The 18,097-nt window shown below is 39.5% G+C and carries 15 protein-coding genes; 11 read left to right on the top strand and 4 right to left on the bottom strand.

What is annotated here, in order from left to right; genetic code table 11:
- Positions 1–44: 44 nt before the first annotated feature.
- The 4 genes from P2E05_RS13015 to P2E05_RS13000 all read right to left on the bottom strand — a co-directional run bounded on the left by P2E05_RS13015 (position 45) and on the right by P2E05_RS13000 (position 4,711).
- Positions 45–899: a Csu type fimbrial protein gene (locus P2E05_RS13015; RefSeq protein WP_244316435.1), complete on the bottom strand. Its 855-nt coding sequence runs from the start codon at positions 897–899 to the stop codon at positions 45–47.
- A gap of 189 nt (positions 900–1,088) precedes the next feature.
- Positions 1,089–3,467 carry a fimbria/pilus outer membrane usher protein gene (locus tag P2E05_RS13010; RefSeq protein ID WP_272657455.1) on the bottom strand — a complete coding sequence of 793 codons (2,379 nt, stop codon included), beginning with the start codon at positions 3,465–3,467 and terminating at the stop codon, positions 1,089–1,091.
- Positions 3,439–4,155: a fimbrial biogenesis chaperone gene (locus tag P2E05_RS13005; protein ID WP_230085817.1), complete on the bottom strand. Its 717-nt coding sequence runs from the start codon at positions 4,153–4,155 to the stop codon at positions 3,439–3,441. The genes P2E05_RS13010 and P2E05_RS13005 overlap by 29 nt, the downstream gene beginning before the upstream one ends.
- Positions 4,156–4,186: 31 nt before the next feature.
- Positions 4,187–4,711: a Csu type fimbrial protein gene (locus P2E05_RS13000; RefSeq protein WP_154623039.1), complete on the bottom strand. Its 525-nt coding sequence runs from the start codon at positions 4,709–4,711 to the stop codon at positions 4,187–4,189.
- 1,932 nt (positions 4,712–6,643) lie between these two features.
- Here P2E05_RS13000 and flhD point away from each other — a divergent pair.
- The 11 genes from flhD to cheY all read left to right on the top strand — a co-directional run bounded on the left by flhD (position 6,644) and on the right by cheY (position 18,080).
- Positions 6,644–6,991: a flagellar transcriptional regulator FlhD gene (gene flhD / locus P2E05_RS12995; protein WP_154622961.1), complete on the top strand. Its 348-nt coding sequence runs from the start codon at positions 6,644–6,646 to the stop codon at positions 6,989–6,991.
- On the top strand, positions 6,991–7,578 hold the full coding sequence (gene flhC / locus P2E05_RS12990) for a flagellar transcriptional regulator FlhC (RefSeq protein WP_154622986.1): 588 nt from the start codon (positions 6,991–6,993) through the stop codon (positions 7,576–7,578). The genes flhD and flhC overlap by 1 nt, the downstream gene beginning before the upstream one ends.
- Before the next feature lie 97 nt (positions 7,579–7,675).
- Positions 7,676–8,563 carry a flagellar motor stator protein MotA gene (motA, locus tag P2E05_RS12985; protein WP_163862359.1) on the top strand — a complete coding sequence of 296 codons (888 nt, stop codon included), beginning with the start codon at positions 7,676–7,678 and terminating at the stop codon, positions 8,561–8,563.
- A gap of 7 nt (positions 8,564–8,570) precedes the next feature.
- Positions 8,571–9,530, top strand: a complete 960-nt coding sequence (motB, locus tag P2E05_RS12980) for a flagellar motor protein MotB (protein WP_154622962.1) — start codon at positions 8,571–8,573, stop codon at positions 9,528–9,530.
- A 67-nt stretch (positions 9,531–9,597) separates the two neighbouring features.
- A complete protein-coding gene (gene cheA / locus P2E05_RS12975) occupies positions 9,598–11,697 on the top strand; it encodes a chemotaxis protein CheA (RefSeq protein ID WP_276122820.1) in 2,100 nt (699 codons plus the stop codon).
- Positions 11,698–11,719: 22 nt separating this feature from the next.
- Positions 11,720–12,217: a chemotaxis protein CheW gene (cheW, locus tag P2E05_RS12970; RefSeq protein ID WP_154622964.1), complete on the top strand. Its 498-nt coding sequence runs from the start codon at positions 11,720–11,722 to the stop codon at positions 12,215–12,217.
- A gap of 93 nt (positions 12,218–12,310) precedes the next feature.
- Entirely contained in the window at positions 12,311–13,996 is a 1,686-nt protein-coding gene (locus tag P2E05_RS12965) for a methyl-accepting chemotaxis protein (protein ID WP_272657453.1), read from the top strand.
- Positions 13,997–14,108: 112 nt separating this feature from the next.
- Positions 14,109–15,674 carry a methyl-accepting chemotaxis protein gene (locus P2E05_RS12960; protein ID WP_154622966.1) on the top strand — a complete coding sequence of 522 codons (1,566 nt, stop codon included), beginning with the start codon at positions 14,109–14,111 and terminating at the stop codon, positions 15,672–15,674.
- A gap of 69 nt (positions 15,675–15,743) precedes the next feature.
- A complete protein-coding gene (locus P2E05_RS12955) occupies positions 15,744–16,580 on the top strand; it encodes a CheR family methyltransferase (protein WP_154622967.1) in 837 nt (278 codons plus the stop codon).
- Positions 16,580–17,647 (top strand): protein-glutamate methylesterase/protein-glutamine glutaminase, encoded by a 1,068-nt coding sequence (locus P2E05_RS12950; protein ID WP_276122819.1) that lies wholly within the window; start codon positions 16,580–16,582, stop codon positions 17,645–17,647. The genes P2E05_RS12955 and P2E05_RS12950 overlap by 1 nt, the downstream gene beginning before the upstream one ends.
- Before the next feature lie 40 nt (positions 17,648–17,687).
- Positions 17,688–18,080, top strand: coding sequence for a chemotaxis response regulator CheY (gene cheY / locus P2E05_RS12945; RefSeq protein ID WP_154622969.1), 393 nt, complete (start codon positions 17,688–17,690; stop codon positions 18,078–18,080).
- Positions 18,081–18,097: the final 17 nt, after the last annotated feature.

Below are 18,097 nucleotides of genomic sequence, written 5' to 3'. Positions count from 1 at the left end.
TCTTATCTGGGTGACGCAAAATACGCTAATGATTCTCTGGTATTTTAATAGGTTACATTAATAGTGACGGTATCACTATAACTGCCTGGAGGATAATTTGTTGATGGTACCGTGACATAAACCGGGTAGTCTTTAGTGATCCCCGAGCCAATATCGGTAATTAAATTTAAAGGATTATTTCCCCACGTTGCGCCATTTAACCCCGGTGTTGAGCTTAATTGATAAGGGATTTTTTCAGTAGTCGAAATACTTTGTAAAACCCCTGAACCTTGTAAATTATTATTTGAGGGTAAGAGTCCGATACTAAACGGTGTTGTATTTGTACAAGTGACCGAAATATGGCCACTAGCCGCTGCATTATTTGTTGAGCTCTGTACACTGCCAATATTAATGTCTCCATTACTTGATACTAGGCATTGATCAGTAATTGTTGCGGTTACGACAAAAGGAAAACTAGGGCCAACAATTGAACCACAGCTATTAGGCGTACTAAGGATACCAAGATTTAAGGTTGAGGTGGCTGTTAGTGAGGTATAAGTGTCAATATAAGTTGCAGGAATAACACTTGATTGATTAACTGATAGTTGAGCGTAAATAGTCACTGAACCAGTCGCAGGTGTTAGTCCTTGGTTTAAGCTTAATTTAATCATAATTGGACTGGAGCCAGAAATATGTTGACTCCCCCAGATTAGACTATGATTTGCATTTTGATAGAGCTGATAATTAATGGGACTATTTAATCCAACTGGTAACATTTGGCGAGAGGTAATTTGTCCAGAAACGCTGGAGATACCAATATTTAAACAAAGTGTGGCACCAACAAGTGTTTCGAGAGTTTCTTTAGTGCAGCTATAATTAAAGGTCAAAGAGGTGGTTGCCACGTTATTCGTTAAAGGCATTATGTGACCAAAATTCAATGTGCTAATATTTGAAATGGAGCAAGCTAGGCTATAAGCGTGACGAGGTAAATTTAAAGACAGAGATAAGAAAAAAACAATGCAAGATATTTTATATTTTCTATGAAGAGTTAACATTTTTTATCTCCTATTCAATTTGTGATTGAATATAGTGAGTAAGTATTAGGATACTTACTCTGAATGGCAGCGTAATGGCCCAATTTGAGGAATAAGTTCCTCCGTTTTGGGATAGTGGAAAGTGAGGCTACATTGCTCTTTACCGTAATTAATGAAAAGCGTATTGCTTTCTTGTAATGTATCGAAATAAGCCATTCCATCGTATCCAATTGTGATTAGATTTTCTTTTTGATCATTTAATTGAACTAGGCTACCTGCGGGCAACAGTCTTCCTTCAGCATCTGAAAGAATAACGAGTGCGGAATGTGTTTTTAATAGTTCAAATGTTGCTAAAACACCGGAATGGTATTTAGGTATGACTTGTATACTCGATTGCTTGACCTGTATATTGGCTGGAAGGTCTGTGGAATCTAAAGCTAGAATATTTTTTTGATAACTATTGAGTGACGGTATTAACAGTAACCCGTCATCATCAGTAATACCGACAATAGAGTTTTCTAATTTAATTGGAATATGGCTGATACCGTTAGTTGAAACGATAGCGAAACTGTTCATGATGGATTTTGAAATAAATAAACCATTACCGATAGTTGCTATAGCGCCACTCGCGCCAAGATATTGTGAATTCATTTGGTTTATTTTATTCATACCCGCGCTGACATCTATTTTATCGGTAAGATAACGAATATCTATTTGATGATGGCTTTCATCACCTTGTTTACTTGCGGTTATATCCCAACCTAATCCACCTTCGTTAGTGATCGATTTATTGGCATTAATTTGATGCAGGAATCCATCTTTATTGTGTTGGCTAGTCATGCGGATACTCTTGTTATTTTCAAATAGCAGAGTCGCGGCAAGATAAAAAAGGCTTTCTTTATCATCATTGAGTTTTTTATTCATGCTGGCGCTAAGATATAGATTATCACCGAGGGATTTATACCAACTCACTCCTAAATAACGAATGGCATGATCATGCTGAGGACGAAAACCTAAATAGGATAGATTAATATTGCCAAGGGTTTCAAAGTGATAACCTATAGTGGTATTACCGTTAAATGCATAGGGTGGGGATGAATAGGTTGCGGCAATATCTTGATATTTAGAGGTGGTAGCGGTGGCGGATGCCCCGAAATTAAAGTGATTATTTGACCAATAGTAACTTGCATAATAAAGCCAGCCTTGGCTATTTAAATCAGAGCTTACGGCAACAGCCGTTGAGATTGTACCGCCTCCCATTTTTGGGATCCAATCACCTTCAATACCTAAATTGATTAAATCAGTTGTTAATTCAGAATGGGCACTTGCAGTGAAGTGATTATTCATACCATAACGCAATGTGGTACTTGCAATCGGTGAATTGGCATAGTCAAAAGATCGGAGGGCATAATTTTCGCGTACGACACCAAATTCAGTGGACCAATCAAAAATGCCTTCACGTAGTAATGTTTGGTCATTATAGAATGAAATGTTTTGCACGTTTGCTCTACCTAGAGAGTCAGTTAGGATGATTTGTGCATTTCCCTCTCCATTAACGCTCGGCAAACTGTTCAAGGTAAAATGACCTATAGGAACTTCACCGCTATAGCGTTTGATACCATCAATATATAACTCAACATTTGAAGGAAGTGTGGCGGAGCCATAAAAAGCGATTAACGGGGCGGTTGGAATATAAGGCTGCAAAGAAAAGTCAGTCGCTATTTGTAGCCCTGCTATCCGAGTTGCTCGTGACCAAGTTAGTGAACGAGTTATGGTATCGCCGATATTTGAAAATAGTTTTTTATCTTCAAAAGAAGAACGCCAAGTTGTGTCTAAACGAATAAAGGGTTGTCTGAACTCGCTGTGCCCAAACGTGTTTTGGGTTTGTTGTGTCGTACTAAATAAGCCTTGTTGATTAAATAATCTCAATTCTGAAAAGCTACTTAATGCAGTGGTTTTATTTTTTACAACACGTAAATCATAGTTGAGTAAAGCACCAGAGGAGGATTTTGCCTGCACTTGTTCCGATGGGATAAGTTCGATTGTTGTCGAGCCGAGTTCTAATAATGAAAGAGGAGAATGAATTGCAACGGCTTGTTGGTTGGGATCATAGTGGTAGCTAAGGCCGGTTAATTCATCCAAGCAAATAGTCTTAGCATGCGTTTTTATTGCTTTGAAACGCAGTTGTTTCAGTGTTTCTGTCGTGGTACACAGCCGACCATTATCGTAGCCAAAACGAGCAATACCAAAATGAGTTTGGTTAATTGTGACTTCAAGATACAGTTCGGTACCTGATAATGGCGTTGTGTCATTGAACACATATTCCACTGTCGTAGAGGTGATATCGGATTGAGCGATAACAAATAGGGGATAAAACATCACGCATAGCAGTGAGATATCTGCTAAGTAATGATGATGAAAGCGATTAGAGGGGGTAGGATTGTCGCTCACCATTGATCATAACTTTTATTTGGTTGTTGGGGGCGGAGCATAGGTCAGTCAGTTTAATATTCCATTGCATAGTGGATTGCGGTAAGACGTATCCTAATAAACCTGAATTAATTACCGTCGTTTTACCTCTGCAATTTATCAAACGAATATCTGACAGCTGGGCATGCGTATTGCCTCTGTTATGTATAACTAGATAGCTTTGGGATTGGAATTTTTTTATTTGCCATTCTAATAACGTGCTGGGAGGAGGCATGTTTAAAGGTTGAATAAAAATAGGCAATGAATAATGTAAAACAAGCCGTAAATGACTGCTGTTTTTCTGAGGTAATGGAATTTCATTAATTGAGAGTCGATATGCTTGTTCTTGGCTCCCTAGTAGGTTGTTGTTACGAATAACCCTGATGAGCTGTTGTTCATTGGGGAGAAGCTTTATCATTGGTGGACTAATAATGATATCTCGAGTTGGTGTTAATTGGTTACCTAAATTCTTTTGTTGCCAGATAAATGTTCTCACCTGAACTTGTATAAGGTCTTTTCCATTATTACTTAACCAAATTCCGGCTGCTTTTTGTTGCGCGGTGAATGTCAATGTCACGGGTGTGACTTGCAACCCACTCGCACTTATCTGGTTGGAAAAACTGATAGTAGCGAGTAGGTTGATGAACAGTAGAATAAGGGGGCATTTAATCAATTTGCTCTTCCTTATACTGAAACAGTCACGTTTAGTAATTAACGTTGACCGTAACTACATCAGAATAGGTATCCGGTGTAAAATTGGCATTCGTCACCACGGCATAAACGGTGAAAGTTTGCGTTTCTCCATTACCTGTTCCAGACACCCCATTTCCTTCATCAAATAATGTTGTTGTATTTCCCCAATTAGTGCCAGTTGCAGAGGTTTGCTTTAATTGATAGGGGATCCTATCTGTATTGCCTGTTGGATTGGTGAGTGGTGCTAAATAGCCACTACCTTCGTCAGTACCTTTATTTGCAAGAGAGGGAGCGAGTCCAATATTAAATGGTGTGTTTTTTGAGCAAGTGACACTGAGTATATTACTTGAAGATAAATTGGTGGTATTTGAAGTGACTGATCCTAAGTTGATATTTGAGCCAACACTGATCTGACAAGTACTGGTGACTGTCATGAGTACTTGAAAGGACGTTGTTGCTAAGTTAGCACCATAAAATGGCGATGATACAAAAGCTAACCCAATAAGAAATTGTGTTTTCTTCACTGTCAATAGCATAGAAAACCTCGCATAGCCGTCTCTGGCATAGATATATATTAATCATGGGCTTTTCTGTTTTAACAACTCAGATGTGTTAATTGTTTAATCATAATTGGAGTAAAGGCAATATTATTATCCATTATTTTTTGTATTTTAATCTTTGATCATCCTGAGGCTCTAGATAACGTATTAATAATGTTTACATTTTTATTGTTTAAAAAACGAACACTGCTTGAGCGGCGTCGTGATTTTAAGCAGTAAAAAATGAAAACTAAATCAGTTGTTTGAGTTTTGGTTTGCAAATAAAGCTGATTATTAGGGGCTTTTCTTGTTTATGTTTGTCTATGTTTTTATTTGGTTTTTTTGTATTTTTAATCGATTAAATAGCAAGCGTTTCGTAAAGTAGATAGCTTTCCATGGCAGTTAGCGTAACTCAGCAGCAGAATATTTTGTTAATGCTTTGGGGCATGACAAGGTGAATTTGCGTCACGAGTTTTCATCAAAATGAGCGAATTAATTAGAAAATTTTCAGAAACTCCAAAATGGATTGTGATGTCATTCACATTTTCATCATCACTTTTTATGTCTAAAAAGCTAGCAATTTAGTCTTAAAATCAAAATTTACGCTTCAAATGAAAATTTGAAATGAAAAGAGAGAGTTGATGGTTAGGTCGAATGGTGACTAAGAAATTTTACTTATGTTGCCTTTGAGGAAATGAGTGGATTGTTAAAATAAAAATATATAGTAACATGTATTGATAATCTCTTTTAGTTACTATCTGGTGTCCACTATGAAAGCAAATTTTATCTCTATTAAAAAAAAGCGTTAATCGGATAATCCTTGAAAACTTATGGTTTTTCACAAACAGTGAAATAACAATTGAAACAAAAAATTAATAAAAAATGTATTTTTAACATGCGAATAATTTGTCTTTTTAGCTTTAATGACAGTAGCTTTGGAAATGTAGGTTGATCATTTCATTAAAAAAAACAGCCTAGAATAATTTACTCGTAAAAAGGGAATTTATTATGTAATTAATAAAAGTGTAATACTTTAAATAATTAACTTAACCAAAATAAATATTAGTCAGCTGAATTTACATATATAGAAATTCAGTTTTATATGAAAAATGACCTACTCTTTTATGAGTAAAAATCACCCTAAAAAGTAAGGGTGAATAATAATCAATAGCATCTCATTCATAAATTTTACTTATCAAATATTAAGTGGAATTAATAATGCATCATTTAATATTCTGTATTTAAAATAGCCACTCTATGTTGAGAAATTTTGAATGAATAATATTGGGTTTATCGAACTAATTGAAATTTAATAGATAAAGTGAAATTTGTTGTAGCTGTTATTTTGACCTACCACGAAGTTGGTCTGGACTTTCTTAATAACTTTGTTTGATATGGATCAATATCCTGTTTTGTATGTTGTGATTGGTTATTTGCGTTGTTTATTCAATAAATAGGAGTGAAAAAATCAACTAAAATCCTATCATTTGGTTTAAGTTGATCTTATGTGTCGCGGTTATTTGAGATATGGAAGAGTAAGATAAAGATATAATGAAGAAATCTTTATGAATCGATGGATTGTTACCCTAAAGGAATAAAAAGAAACATAAGCATCTTGAATAGTTAATCCAGTGGTGCATAATAAATACCGACTGAAATTGATATCGGTAAATTCCGACATTTATTCAAATTTTAGCTTTGCCATTATTGTCTGTAGGTATTCAGGAAATAGATTTAATTTAAGTTTTAATTTTTGAGTATTTTATACCCCTTACTAGGTATTCGCTTAATGAATCACATGAAAAGGCAATGGAGACTGTCACCTAGTATATTTTTCTAATTATTAAAAATTAGGTTATAGAAACACATTTAAACTTCATGTTTGTCCTATTTGAACGTAGATGTAGGTAATATTTAAAAGGAAAAAAAATGACCTCAACAACTGATTTTCTGAAGCATATATACGATATTAATCTTTCATATCTACTGCTTGCTCAAAAACTTATCTCCCAGGAAAAGGCCTCTGCTATGTTCCGGCTTGGTATTTCTGAATCAATGGCGAATACATTAGCAGATCTTTCTCTCCCTCAATTGGTCAAATTAGCAGAGACAAACCAGCTTATCTGTCAATTTAGATTTGAAAACAGTGGCACAATAGAGAAATTAACTCGTGACTCAAGGGTAGATGAATTACAACAAATTCATACAGGTATATTACTTTCAACTCACTTGTTGCAAACGCACAAGGCAAATGACAATGAAACAGCGAGAAAATGATGAGTAGCATTACTGAAAAAAGTATTGTTAAAGAAGCTAGCGATATTCGCCTTGCGATGGAACTGATTTCTTTAGGTGCTCGTCTCCAAATGCTAGAAAGTGAGACTCAAATTAGCCGCGGGAGGTTAATTCGTTTATATAAAGAGTTAAGAGGGTGCCCACCACCAAAGGGAATGTTACCGTTCTCAACAGATTGGTTTATGACATGGGAACAGAATATCCATTCATCCATGTTTTATAACGCCTATCAGTTTTTAATCAATACAGGGCGTTGCAAAGGTGTGGATGCCATTGTAAAGGCTTATCGTTTGTACTTGGAACAATGCGCACCACAATCAGAAGAACCATTATTAGCTTTAACACGCGCGTGGACACTTGTTCGTTTTGTTGAAAGCGGCATGTTGCAAAGCTCTGTATGTAGCTGTTGCCATGGCTCTTTTATTACTTATGCACATATACCCGAAAATAGTTTTACTTGCAGTTTATGCCAACCGCCATCAAGGGCAATAAAAAAACGTAAACTTTCCGAACATCTCGCCGATATAACGGTATATCGACAGGATGGCATTACTAAAGCGGTAATGTGATTGGATTGATTTGGTCAACAGGTCGTTAAGATTACCTGACTTTCCTTATATTCCCTTTAACTGCCATCTGTTACATAACTGAGTTGAAGGGAATATTGTGTTAATACTCATCGGATATATCATTGTTACAGGTACAGTTATCGGCGGCTATTTGATGCTCGGTGGGCATTTAGGAGCGCTTTATCAACCTGCGGAATTCGTTATTATTTTAGGTGCTGGCTTCGGTGCATTCGTTGTTGGTAACAGTGGTAAATCGATTATCGCCTTATGCAAAGTGTTACCACGCTTATTTCGCCGTTCTTCCTACAACAAAGCAATGTCGATGGATTTGATGGCATTGTTGTTTCAGTTATTAAATAAGTCACGCCAAGAAGGCTTGCTCGCACTTGAAAAAGATATTGAAAATCCTCAAGAAAGCGAAATTTTCTCTCAGTATCCCCGCGTTTTAAAAGATCAAACTACGCTGATGTTCGTGGTGGATTATTTGCGTCTAATGGTGACGAGTAATCTTCAAAGTCATGAAATAGAAGCTCTGATGGATGAAGAGTTAGAAACTTTTCGCCAAGAAAGTGAAGTCCCCGCTTCTGGGCTGAATATGGTCGGTGATTCGATGCCAGCATTCGGTATCGTTGCGGCAGTATTAGGTGTGGTGAATGCATTAGGTTCAGCGGATCGACCCGCTGGCGAACTGGGGGCATTAATTGCGCATGCCATGGTTGGTACTTTTTTAGGTATTTTAGTGGCTTATGGATTTATTTTACCGCTTGCCGCACTTATTCGTTTACGTACGAGTGAGCAACTCAAAATGATGGAATGCATCAAAGTGACATTCCTATCTGCATTGCAAGGGTATGCACCACAAATCGCTGTCGAATTTGGACGTAAGGTTTTATACAGCACGGATCGTCCTTCTTTTATTGAGTTAGAAGAGAGGGTTCGTGAAGTGAAAGTGGGTAATCGTTCACAAGTTCAGAACGAGGAGTGAGCAGCCGATGAGAGCAAATAACGCCCATATTATTCGTGTTAAAAAGCGTGTTTCAAGCCATCAAGGTGGACATGGTGGCTCTTGGAAAATCGCCTATGCGGATTTTATGACGGCGATGATGGCATTTTTTTTAGTTATGTGGCTGATTTCTATATCAAGTCCACAAGAGCTAACTCAGATAGCGGAATATTTTCGTACCCCATTAAAAACAGCGATTAATCCGGGTGCGAAAAGTGGTGATGCAACAAATCCAATACCAGGAGGGGGCAAGGACATCATATTTCGTGATGGAGATGTTTTGCCTGAACCGAATAATGAGATTCAAGGTCATGCTAATTTTCAGTTTGAAAAACTAAAGCGTTCGCTTGAGCAAGCCATCCTCAAAGACCCTCGATTAAATGAACTCAAGCCTCACTTGTTGATCGATATGATTGATGAGGGGTTGCGTATTCAAATTGTTGATAGTGCAAATCGCCCTATGTTTATGGTCGGTTCGGCACATGTCGAGTCTTATATGCGTGATATTTTGCGCGCGCTTGCTCCGTTACTTAATGACGTTCCTAATAAGATCAGCATCTCAGGCCATACGGATGATCTGCCGTATGCCAATGGCGCAAACTATAACAATTGGGAACTTTCCGCGGATAGGGCAAATGCCTCACGCCGTGAATTGATCGCTGGCGGACTCACCCAAGATAAGATTTTACGGGTTGTTGGTATGGCTTCCAGTATTCATCTCGATAAAAGCAACGGATTAGCGCCGATCAATCGCCGTATTAGCATCATTGTATTAAATGAAAGTGAAACGGAGCAAATCTTACATGAATACGATGGCGCAACAACCTTGAGTGAAGTGTTACATAAATCTTCATCAAGGCCTGAGCCTTCCTCAATTGGAAATGCAGAAAATGCAACCAATGAGGACGCTCATTCATCATCAATATCAACACCAACACCTTCAAACTGATTGAGTTGTATCGCCATTTATCGGCCTACAACATGAAGTGAAACCTAAGCTAAATTGGATAAGAACCATGGATATTACTGAGTTTTATCAAACGTTTTTCGATGAAGCTGATGAGTTACTTAGGGATATGGAACAACATTTGCTTGAGCTCGATCCTGTCGACCCAGATAGCGAACAGTTAAATGCAATCTTCCGTAGTGCTCATTCAATAAAAGGTGGAGCTGCGACCTTTGGTTTCACACAGTTGCAAAACACCACGCATACATTAGAAAACCTGCTCGATAAGGCACGTCATGATGAACTGACATTAACACCTGATATCATTGATATTTTTCTTGATGCAAAGGATGTGATGGCCGCACAACTTGAAGCTTATAAAAATGATTCATTACCGGATGAAGAATCATTTAAGCATATTTGTGAAGTACTTGGACGTGTAGAGCAGAAAGCCGAAGAAGTGGTTATTGAAGAAACCAGCATCGCATTACCCTTGAACCAATCAACCTCTGTTCAAGTTGCTGAAGACACGATAAAAAGTGAATACGAGCATTATTTTATCATCACGCTTAATCAATTGAAAAAGAATGAGGTAGAGCTATTAGCGGAGGAGTTAGCGCTATTCGGCACCCTGTATAACACACAAAAAACAGCAGATAGTTTAACGGCTTGGGTTGGAACCAATACAGCAATTGAAGATATTTGTGGCGTGTTATGTTTTGTTGTTGATGAGTCACAGATCAGTCATCAATTAACCAATGCACAAACCTGTTTAGCTTACCTACTCGCAGACAGTAATAATGAATTAGAAGCGGTTGATTCAGCAAATGTTGCTTCAGAAGCGGTTGATTCTGCAAAAGAGGTTGAACAGGGCCTTAACAAGGAAGCGCCTTCAACCGCGGCAGTCAAGCCTAAAGCAAATGCAGACTCTCGCAAAGCTGTCTCTTCAAAAACAAAAGCCGATTCTAGTAGTATTCGTGTCGCCGTGGAAAAGGTTGATCAGCTTATTAATTTAGTGGGTGAGTTAGTGATTATTCAGTCCATGCTGACTCAACATAGTCAGCAGCTCGACCACAATGAATATGGTGATTTACTGAGTTCGATAGTGCAATTGGAACGTAACTCTCGTGCATTGCAAGAGTCCGTTATGTCGATTCGTATGATGCCGATGGATTACGTTTTTAGCCGTTTTCCTCGAATGGTGCGTGATATTGCCACTAAGCTCAATAAAAAAATTGAGTTAAAAGTCGAAGGTAGTGCGACAGAGCTCGATAAAAGTTTAATTGAACGTATTGTTGATCCCCTTAATCACCTCGTTCGTAACAGCCTTGACCATGGTATTGAAAAGCCTGATGTTCGGGTTGCTAATGGCAAGCCTGAAACCGGTACATTAACACTCTCGGCATCACATCAAAGTGGCAATATTTGTATTGAAGTTCGGGATGATGGCGCAGGTCTCAATCGTGAACGTATTCTTGCAAAGGCTCGCTCTCAAGGCATGAGTGTTCATGACGGCATGAGCAATGAAGAGATTGCCATGCTGATTATGGCTCCGGGCTTTTCAACCGCAGAAGTTGTCACCGATGTTTCTGGGCGTGGTGTCGGTATGGATGTTGTAAAACGCAATATTCAAGACATGGGCGGACGCATTCAGATTGGTTTCACCGAAGGAAAAGGCACCATCATTCGTATCTTACTGCCGCTTACCTTAGCCATCTTAGATGGTATGTCAGTGAAAGTTGCAGAGGATGTATTTATCGTTCCACTAAGTGCCATTATCAGTACGTTACAACCACGCCAAGAAGATATTTATCGCCTTGCGGGCGAAGAAAAAATGTTATTGGTCCGCGGCGAATACCTTCCCTTAGTTGAATTACATCAAGTGTTTAGTATCACTGGCGCTGAGCGCGACTTGGCCAATAGTATCGTGCTGATCATTCAACATGCCGGACATCGTTTTGCATTATTGGTTGATAAGTTGGTGGGGCAGCAGCAAGTCGTTGTTAAAAATATTGAAAGTAATTACCGCAAAATTCCGGGAATTTCTGCCGCTACCATTATGGGAGATGGCTCTGTCGCACTGATTTTAGATGTGGCTGAGCTACAACAGATGAATAACAGCATTTTGCTGAAAAAGAAGCAGCAAATTGCACAACCCGTTCTGCACTAAATAGAGATAGAGGCTAAACACTATGTCAATGTTGGATGATGATTTAAATAAGCTTGATGAAGAAAAAAATGGGGAAGGTTATCTCATTTTTACGTTAGGCGAAGAAGAATACGGCATCGAAATATTAAAAGTACAAGAAATTAGAGGATATGAGCAAGTTACTCGTATTGCTAATACACCTGATTTCATTAAAGGGGTTACCAATTTAAGGGGAGTGATTATCCCTATTATTGATTTACGCATTAAATTTTCCCATCAAAACGTCACCTATAACGACAACACGGTGGTGATTGTTGTGAATTTAAAAGACAGGGTTGTTGGCATTGTTGTTGATGGTGTATCCGACGTATTAGTGCTGAATGAAGAGCAAATTGCTGCTCCGCCAGATTTTGCCGTCACATTATCAACGAAATATCTGACAGGGCTTGGTACTGTGGGAGAGCGTATGTTGATTCTTGTGGATATTGAAAAACTGTTAACCAGTGACGAAATGGCGCTGATTGACAGCATGGCTGAGTAACCCTCAGCCATAAATATTCTCGTTTCAACGGCTAAAGTTTTTAGCCTTACGACCGATACCAAAAATACAACAACATTATGTTAGTAAAACGTCATGCACAGCCGAATTAAAATCGTATCAGGACTTTTGTCCGTCATTGTTGTCTTTATTCTGTTGCAGTTAATATCCAGCAGTTTGATGTTTAATAAACTGGGCGATAACAGTGACAGTATTAATTATTTGAATTCGCTCCAACGCCAAAGACAAGTATTAACCGAAAGTTGGGTTAATCTTTTACAAGCTCGCGCTAATCTTAATCGCTCAGTCAATGCTTATTTATTGGAAGGGCGCGCCTATCAGGATGATGCTTCCGCTGACGACTTGATTAAGGCAGCAAATCGTAATTTTAAAGCCGCGGATGTTGCCTATCAGCGTTATAACAAGCTGATGTCAGAAACAAATTATGATAAGGCTAAATTTGAAAAGCTCTTTTCAACTTATGAAACTTACCGTAATGCGTTAATTAAATTAGGGGAATACGCTCAAAAAGGTCAATTAGAGCAATTCTATGCACATCGTACGTCAGAACATCAAATTAAATTTGAAGAACAATTTAATGCTTATTTTGCTGACATTTCAGCCGATTTCCAAAGTGAAGTTAAACGTGCCGATGCTAATTATCGCGAATCCTTATATTTAATTATCTTTTTATCGGTTGTATTAGCACTTATTGGCTTCTTGAGTTACCGCTATGTACGTAAGGGAATTATTGAACCTTTAGGGCATTTAATTCAACGAATCAAAATTTTTGCTGCGGGTGATTTAACACCAACCGTTGATACCAAGGCGACCAATGAAATTGGTGAATTGGCTCGGGGTGTCGAACATATGCAACAAGAACTGATTAATACGGTTCGTGGGGTTCGTGATGGTAGTGAGACTATTTATCAAGGAACCAGTGAGATAGCCGCGGGTAACAATGATCTTTCTTCTCGTACTCAGCAACAAGTTGCGTGTTTAGAAGAAACTGCCGCGAGTATGAGTGAGCTGACCGCGACAGTAAAACAAAATACGGAGTACGCGCATCAAGCTAGCGAGTATGCAAGTCAAGCTTCAGCGATTGCTAAAGAAGGCGGGAAAGTGGTGTCCAATGTGGTAAATACCATGCTGAATATCGCTGAAAGTTCTCAAAAGATCTCAGATATCACTGCTGTTATCGATAGCATTGCCTTCCAAACCAATATATTAGCATTGAATGCGGCGGTTGAAGCGGCACGTGCTGGTGAACATGGGCGTGGATTTGCGGTGGTGGCCGATGAGGTTCGTAACCTCGCGCAGCGCAGTGCAAATGCCGCAAAAGAGATCAAAGCATTGATTGAAGACTCTGTATCAAGAACCGATACAGGCGCGCGTCAAGCTGGTGATGCGGGTGAAACAATGACAAAAATTGTTGAGTCCGTTACTCGTGTCACTGACATTATGTCCCATATTGCATTGGCATCAGATGAGCAGAGCAAGGGAATTTCACAGGTCAGTATTGCCGTTGCTGAAATGGATAAGGTGACTCAGCAAAATGCTTCACTCGTTGAACAATCTGCGGTTGCGGCAAATGTTTTGGAAGAACAAGTCGCTAAGCTTGCTCAACTGATATCGATTTTCCGTTTGCCTGCCATGAAGCAAACAGAGCGCCAAGTGACAGAGCCTGCGGCAAGAACAATTTCAAATGTCGTGAAGACGCCAGATTTGAAAAAAATAGCATCGAAGAATCATCAAGATGATGACAATTGGGAAACTTTCTAAAGACTCAGCTCAGCTTAGCGCTGCCAAGTTTTACGCTTGGCAGCGTTTCTGTACATCACTGAAATAGTGATTGTTACATAGAAATCTTAGCTGGCGTATGTGGGGATAAAATATGTTTGGTAAGAGTATAAGGATTTCAGTCAGTTTATATCTACTGCTTATTATGTTTTGTGGGATGCAGATAGTATCTAGCGCCCTTTCATTGGGAATAGTGTCTAGCGAACTCTCTTCTTTAGAACGTATCGATCTCGGTTCGAAAAAACGTGATTTACTCGAAACCACCTATGAAGATCTTATGCAAGCCCGTAGTACTCTGACCCAAATCGTGGTGCACATGAAAGTGGATTCTGACACGAAGAGCATTGAGCAGGCGAAAGGTGTTTTTGATCAATTTCTACAAAAAGCGGCTGACGACTATGAAAAATTTAAAGCTCAGCCGCTATTGAATGAGCATGAAAATCTCGCGGCAATCGAAGAGAGTTACCAAGCTTTTGTGGCAATTTTAAAAGAATTAAGAGCGTTGATTGAGAGTAATGACATTCCTGGCTATGTCGCATTGCCTGCACAGCAGCATCAAGATCAGATGGCTGAAATTATCAACCAATACCTTGAGTTACTGAACAACGACAGCAAAAACTCACTAGATTCTGCGAATTTCTATAATCAAGTGGCCTGGTTTATGTTCTTTGCTGTGACCTTCATTATTTTAGCCGTTTCTGGTTTAGCGCATTTTTGGATGAAACGTAAAGTCATTTATCCACTCATGAGCATGAGTGAACACTTTATGAAACTCGCGCAAGGCAAACTGAATCAAGATATTCGCGTCACAACCCGAGATGAAATTGGTGAAGTATTTGAACAACTTAAACTGATGCAAGAGTCACTTGCGACTTCAGTTATTAATTTACGCATCAACACTGACCAAATGTATACCGGTATTCGTGAGATTGCGTTGGGCAATAACAATTTATCCTCTCGCACGGAGCAACAAGCTGCATCATTAGAAGAGACAGCAGCGAGCATGGAAGAATTAACTGCGACAGTAAAACAAAATGCGGACAACGCACGTCAAGCAAGTGAACTCGCGATCTCAGCATCAAAAACGGCAACTAAAGGCGGTGATATTACTGTCGATGTTATTGAAACAATGACAGAAATTTCACACAGCTCACAAAAAATCAGTGCCATTATTAGTGTGATTGATGGCATTGCCTTCCAAACCAATATTCTCGCTTTAAATGCCGCAGTAGAAGCAGCTAGAGCTGGCGAACAGGGACGTGGGTTTTCGGTTGTTGCAGGTGAAGTTCGTGCATTGGCTCAGCGTAGTGCTGAAGCGGCGAAAGAGATTAAAACATTGATTGATGAATCCGTCGGACGAGTCAACCAAGGATCTCAATTAGTTAACGAAGCGGGACAAACCATGAATGAGTTGGTGGCGGCAGTGAATCAGGTCACTGAATTGATGGGGAATATCGCGTCTGCTTCTAATGAACAGAGCCGAGGTATTGAACAGGTTGCAACAGCAGTGAGCCAAATGGATTTAGTGACGCAACAAAACGCCGCATTGGTTGAGCAATCGACCAGTGCAACAGCGGCCTTGGAAGACCAAGCCAATAACTTAGTTGATACCGTTGCATTCTTTGAAGTATCGGAAAATAAAGTCGCACACATTCGTTAATTCATTGCTAGGCATTAAGCAGCCGTTTATCGGCTGCTTCTGGGTTTTTATTAAATAGGACAAAGTACGATGCTTTTTGCGCCACAGATAGAACCATTGACCGATGAAGAGTTCGGTCGGGTTTGCCGATTTATTCATAAAAAATCAGGCATCGTTCTTACCATGAATAAAAAAAACATGGTGTATAACCGGTTATTAAAAAGGTTACGAGACTGTAATGTCAGTAATTTCGCTGAATATCTCCATATGTTAGAGCGAGAGCCGTTACATCCTGAATGGCAAGCATTTGTGAATGCATTGACGACAAACTTAACCGCTTTTTTCCGTGAACCTCATCATTTTGTCACTTTGGCCGATTTTGTTCGTTCTCGTAAAAATAGCAACATCAATATTTGGTGTGCGGCTTCTTCAACAGGGGAAGAACCTTATTCTATTGCGATGACACTAAGCGATGTGCTGGGTGCTCAAGCCTCTAATGCCAAAATCATCGCAAGTGATATTGATACAGAGGTATTAGATAAGGCGAAACAAGGTGTGTATCGCATTGAAGAACTCAAATCACTCAGTGCATTACAGCGGCAACGCTATTTCATGAAAGGGGTGGGAGATTTTGAAGGCTACGCACGTGTTAAACAGACATTAAGGCAGATGATTGAATTTCGGTATTTAAATCTTAGCGATAACGATTGGCAGCTGCAACATCGCTTTGATGCAATTTTTTGTCGTAACGTCATGATCTACTTCGATAAAGAGATGCAAATCAAACTATTAGAGCGGTTTGCGCCATTACTCAAACCAGACGGTTTGTTATTTATCGGCCATTCAGAAAATTTATCACAATTATCACAACGATTTGTAATTAAAGGACAAACAGTCTACAGCTTACAATCGGCGAGGAGGGGGTGATGAACAAAATTAAAGTGCTTTGTGTTGATGACTCAGCATTAATGCGTCAAATCATGCGTGAAATCATTAATAGTCACTCCGACATGATGGTTGTTGATACGGCACCGGATCCCTATGTGGCGCGTGATTTAATCAAACAACATCAACCTGATGTCTTAACGCTTGATGTTGAGATGCCACGGATGGACGGCATTGATTTTTTAGAGAAATTGATGAGGTTACACCCATTACCTGTTGTTATGGTTTCTACGCTTACATCCAAAGGCTCTGAAGTCACACTGAAAGCATTAGAGCTTGGTGCGGTTGATTTTGTCACTAAGCCACAAATTGGTATCCGTGAAACCATGATGAGCTACCGTGATGTGATCGGCGAAAAAATCCGTGCCGCGGCCATGTCAAAAATTACTCAGCGAAATCGTTTTGCGCGTCCAGAAAAGGGGGTTGCTGAGCCAACAAAAATGGTTAAGCCACTGTCACCCTATGTTTGTCATAGCAGAGTGATTGCTGTAGGGGCATCAACTGGCGGGACAGAAGCTATTCGCCAATTTTTAGAAATGCTCCCTCGTGAATGTCCTCCGGTGGTGATTACACAGCATATGCCTGCCGGTTTTACGCGTTCATTTGCTGAAAGGTTAAATAAATTGTGTTCGTTGACCGTGAAAGAGGCCGAACACAATGAACCACTACAGAAAGGCCATGCTTATATTGCCCCCGGTGATTCACATATGTTGGTAGTCGATAACGGCCGTGGTTATCGCATCCGTTTACAGCAAACTGAACCTGTAAACCGCCATCGCCCTTCTGTGGATGTGTTATTTGACTCCGTGGCGAAATGTGTTGGTCGTAAGTGTGTGGGTATTTTATTAACCGGAATGGGCATGGATGGGGCAAAAGGCATGCTGAACTTGCGTCAACAAGGCGCGGTCACCTACGCACAAAACGAAAGCAGTTGCGTGGTATTTGGCATGCCGCGAGCAGCTATCGAACTCAATGCTGTCGACGAAATTCAAGATATTGCCAAAATTGCGCCGAGTGTTTTGGCTCGACTTTCATCTGTGTCCGCATAACGGTTGCAGAATTTACAATTGTATTTTTGAAGGAGTGGTTATGGCCGCTAAAGATCTGAGTTTTTTGGTAGTAGATGATTTTTCCACGATGCGACGTATTGTTCGTAACTTATTAAAAGAACTTGGCTTTAATAAAATTGAAGAAGCGGAAGATGGCATTGATGCCTTAGAAAAAATCCGTGCCGGGCATATTGATTTTGTGGTTGCGGATTGGAATATGCCTAACATGGATGGCTTAGAGTTATTGAAAACTATTCGTGGCGATGAAGCGTTGAAACATATTCCTGTTTTGATGGTGACTGCTGAAGCGAAGAAAGAAAATATCATCGCAGCAGCCCAAGCGGGTGCGAGTGGCTATGTTGTGAAGCCATTTACCGCGGCGATATTAGAAGAAAAATTGAACAAAGTATTTGAAAAGATGGGATTGCAATAAACGCACCTGCTGAAGGA

Source organism: Providencia stuartii (assembly GCF_029277985.1).
Lineage (GTDB): Bacteria > Pseudomonadota > Gammaproteobacteria > Enterobacterales > Enterobacteriaceae > Providencia > Providencia zhejiangensis.
Note: the sequence above shows the minus strand (reverse complement) of the source record. Positions and strands in the feature narration are given on the sequence as shown.

Coding starts and splice junctions, on each gene's coding strand:
- P2E05_RS13000 (WP_154623039.1), bottom strand. CDS start 4,711: ATGCTATTGACAGTGAAGAAAACACAATTTCTTATTGGGTTAGCTTTT.
- motB (WP_154622962.1), top strand. CDS start 8,571: ATGAGAGCAAATAACGCCCATATTATTCGTGTTAAAAAGCGTGTTTCA.
- cheW (WP_154622964.1), top strand. CDS start 11,720: ATGTCAATGTTGGATGATGATTTAAATAAGCTTGATGAAGAAAAAAAT.
- P2E05_RS12965 (WP_272657453.1), top strand. CDS start 12,311: ATGCACAGCCGAATTAAAATCGTATCAGGACTTTTGTCCGTCATTGTT.
- P2E05_RS12960 (WP_154622966.1), top strand. CDS start 14,109: ATGTTTGGTAAGAGTATAAGGATTTCAGTCAGTTTATATCTACTGCTT.
- cheA (WP_276122820.1), top strand. CDS start 9,598: ATGGATATTACTGAGTTTTATCAAACGTTTTTCGATGAAGCTGATGAG.
- flhD (WP_154622961.1), top strand. CDS start 6,644: ATGACCTCAACAACTGATTTTCTGAAGCATATATACGATATTAATCTT.
- P2E05_RS12950 (WP_276122819.1), top strand. CDS start 16,580: ATGAACAAAATTAAAGTGCTTTGTGTTGATGACTCAGCATTAATGCGT.
- P2E05_RS13015 (WP_244316435.1), bottom strand. CDS start 899: ATGCCTTTAACGAATAACGTGGCAACCACCTCTTTGACCTTTAATTAT.
- P2E05_RS13010 (WP_272657455.1), bottom strand. CDS start 3,467: ATGGTGAGCGACAATCCTACCCCCTCTAATCGCTTTCATCATCATTAC.
- flhC (WP_154622986.1), top strand. CDS start 6,991: ATGAGTAGCATTACTGAAAAAAGTATTGTTAAAGAAGCTAGCGATATT.
- P2E05_RS12955 (WP_154622967.1), top strand. CDS start 15,744: ATGCTTTTTGCGCCACAGATAGAACCATTGACCGATGAAGAGTTCGGT.
- cheY (WP_154622969.1), top strand. CDS start 17,688: ATGGCCGCTAAAGATCTGAGTTTTTTGGTAGTAGATGATTTTTCCACG.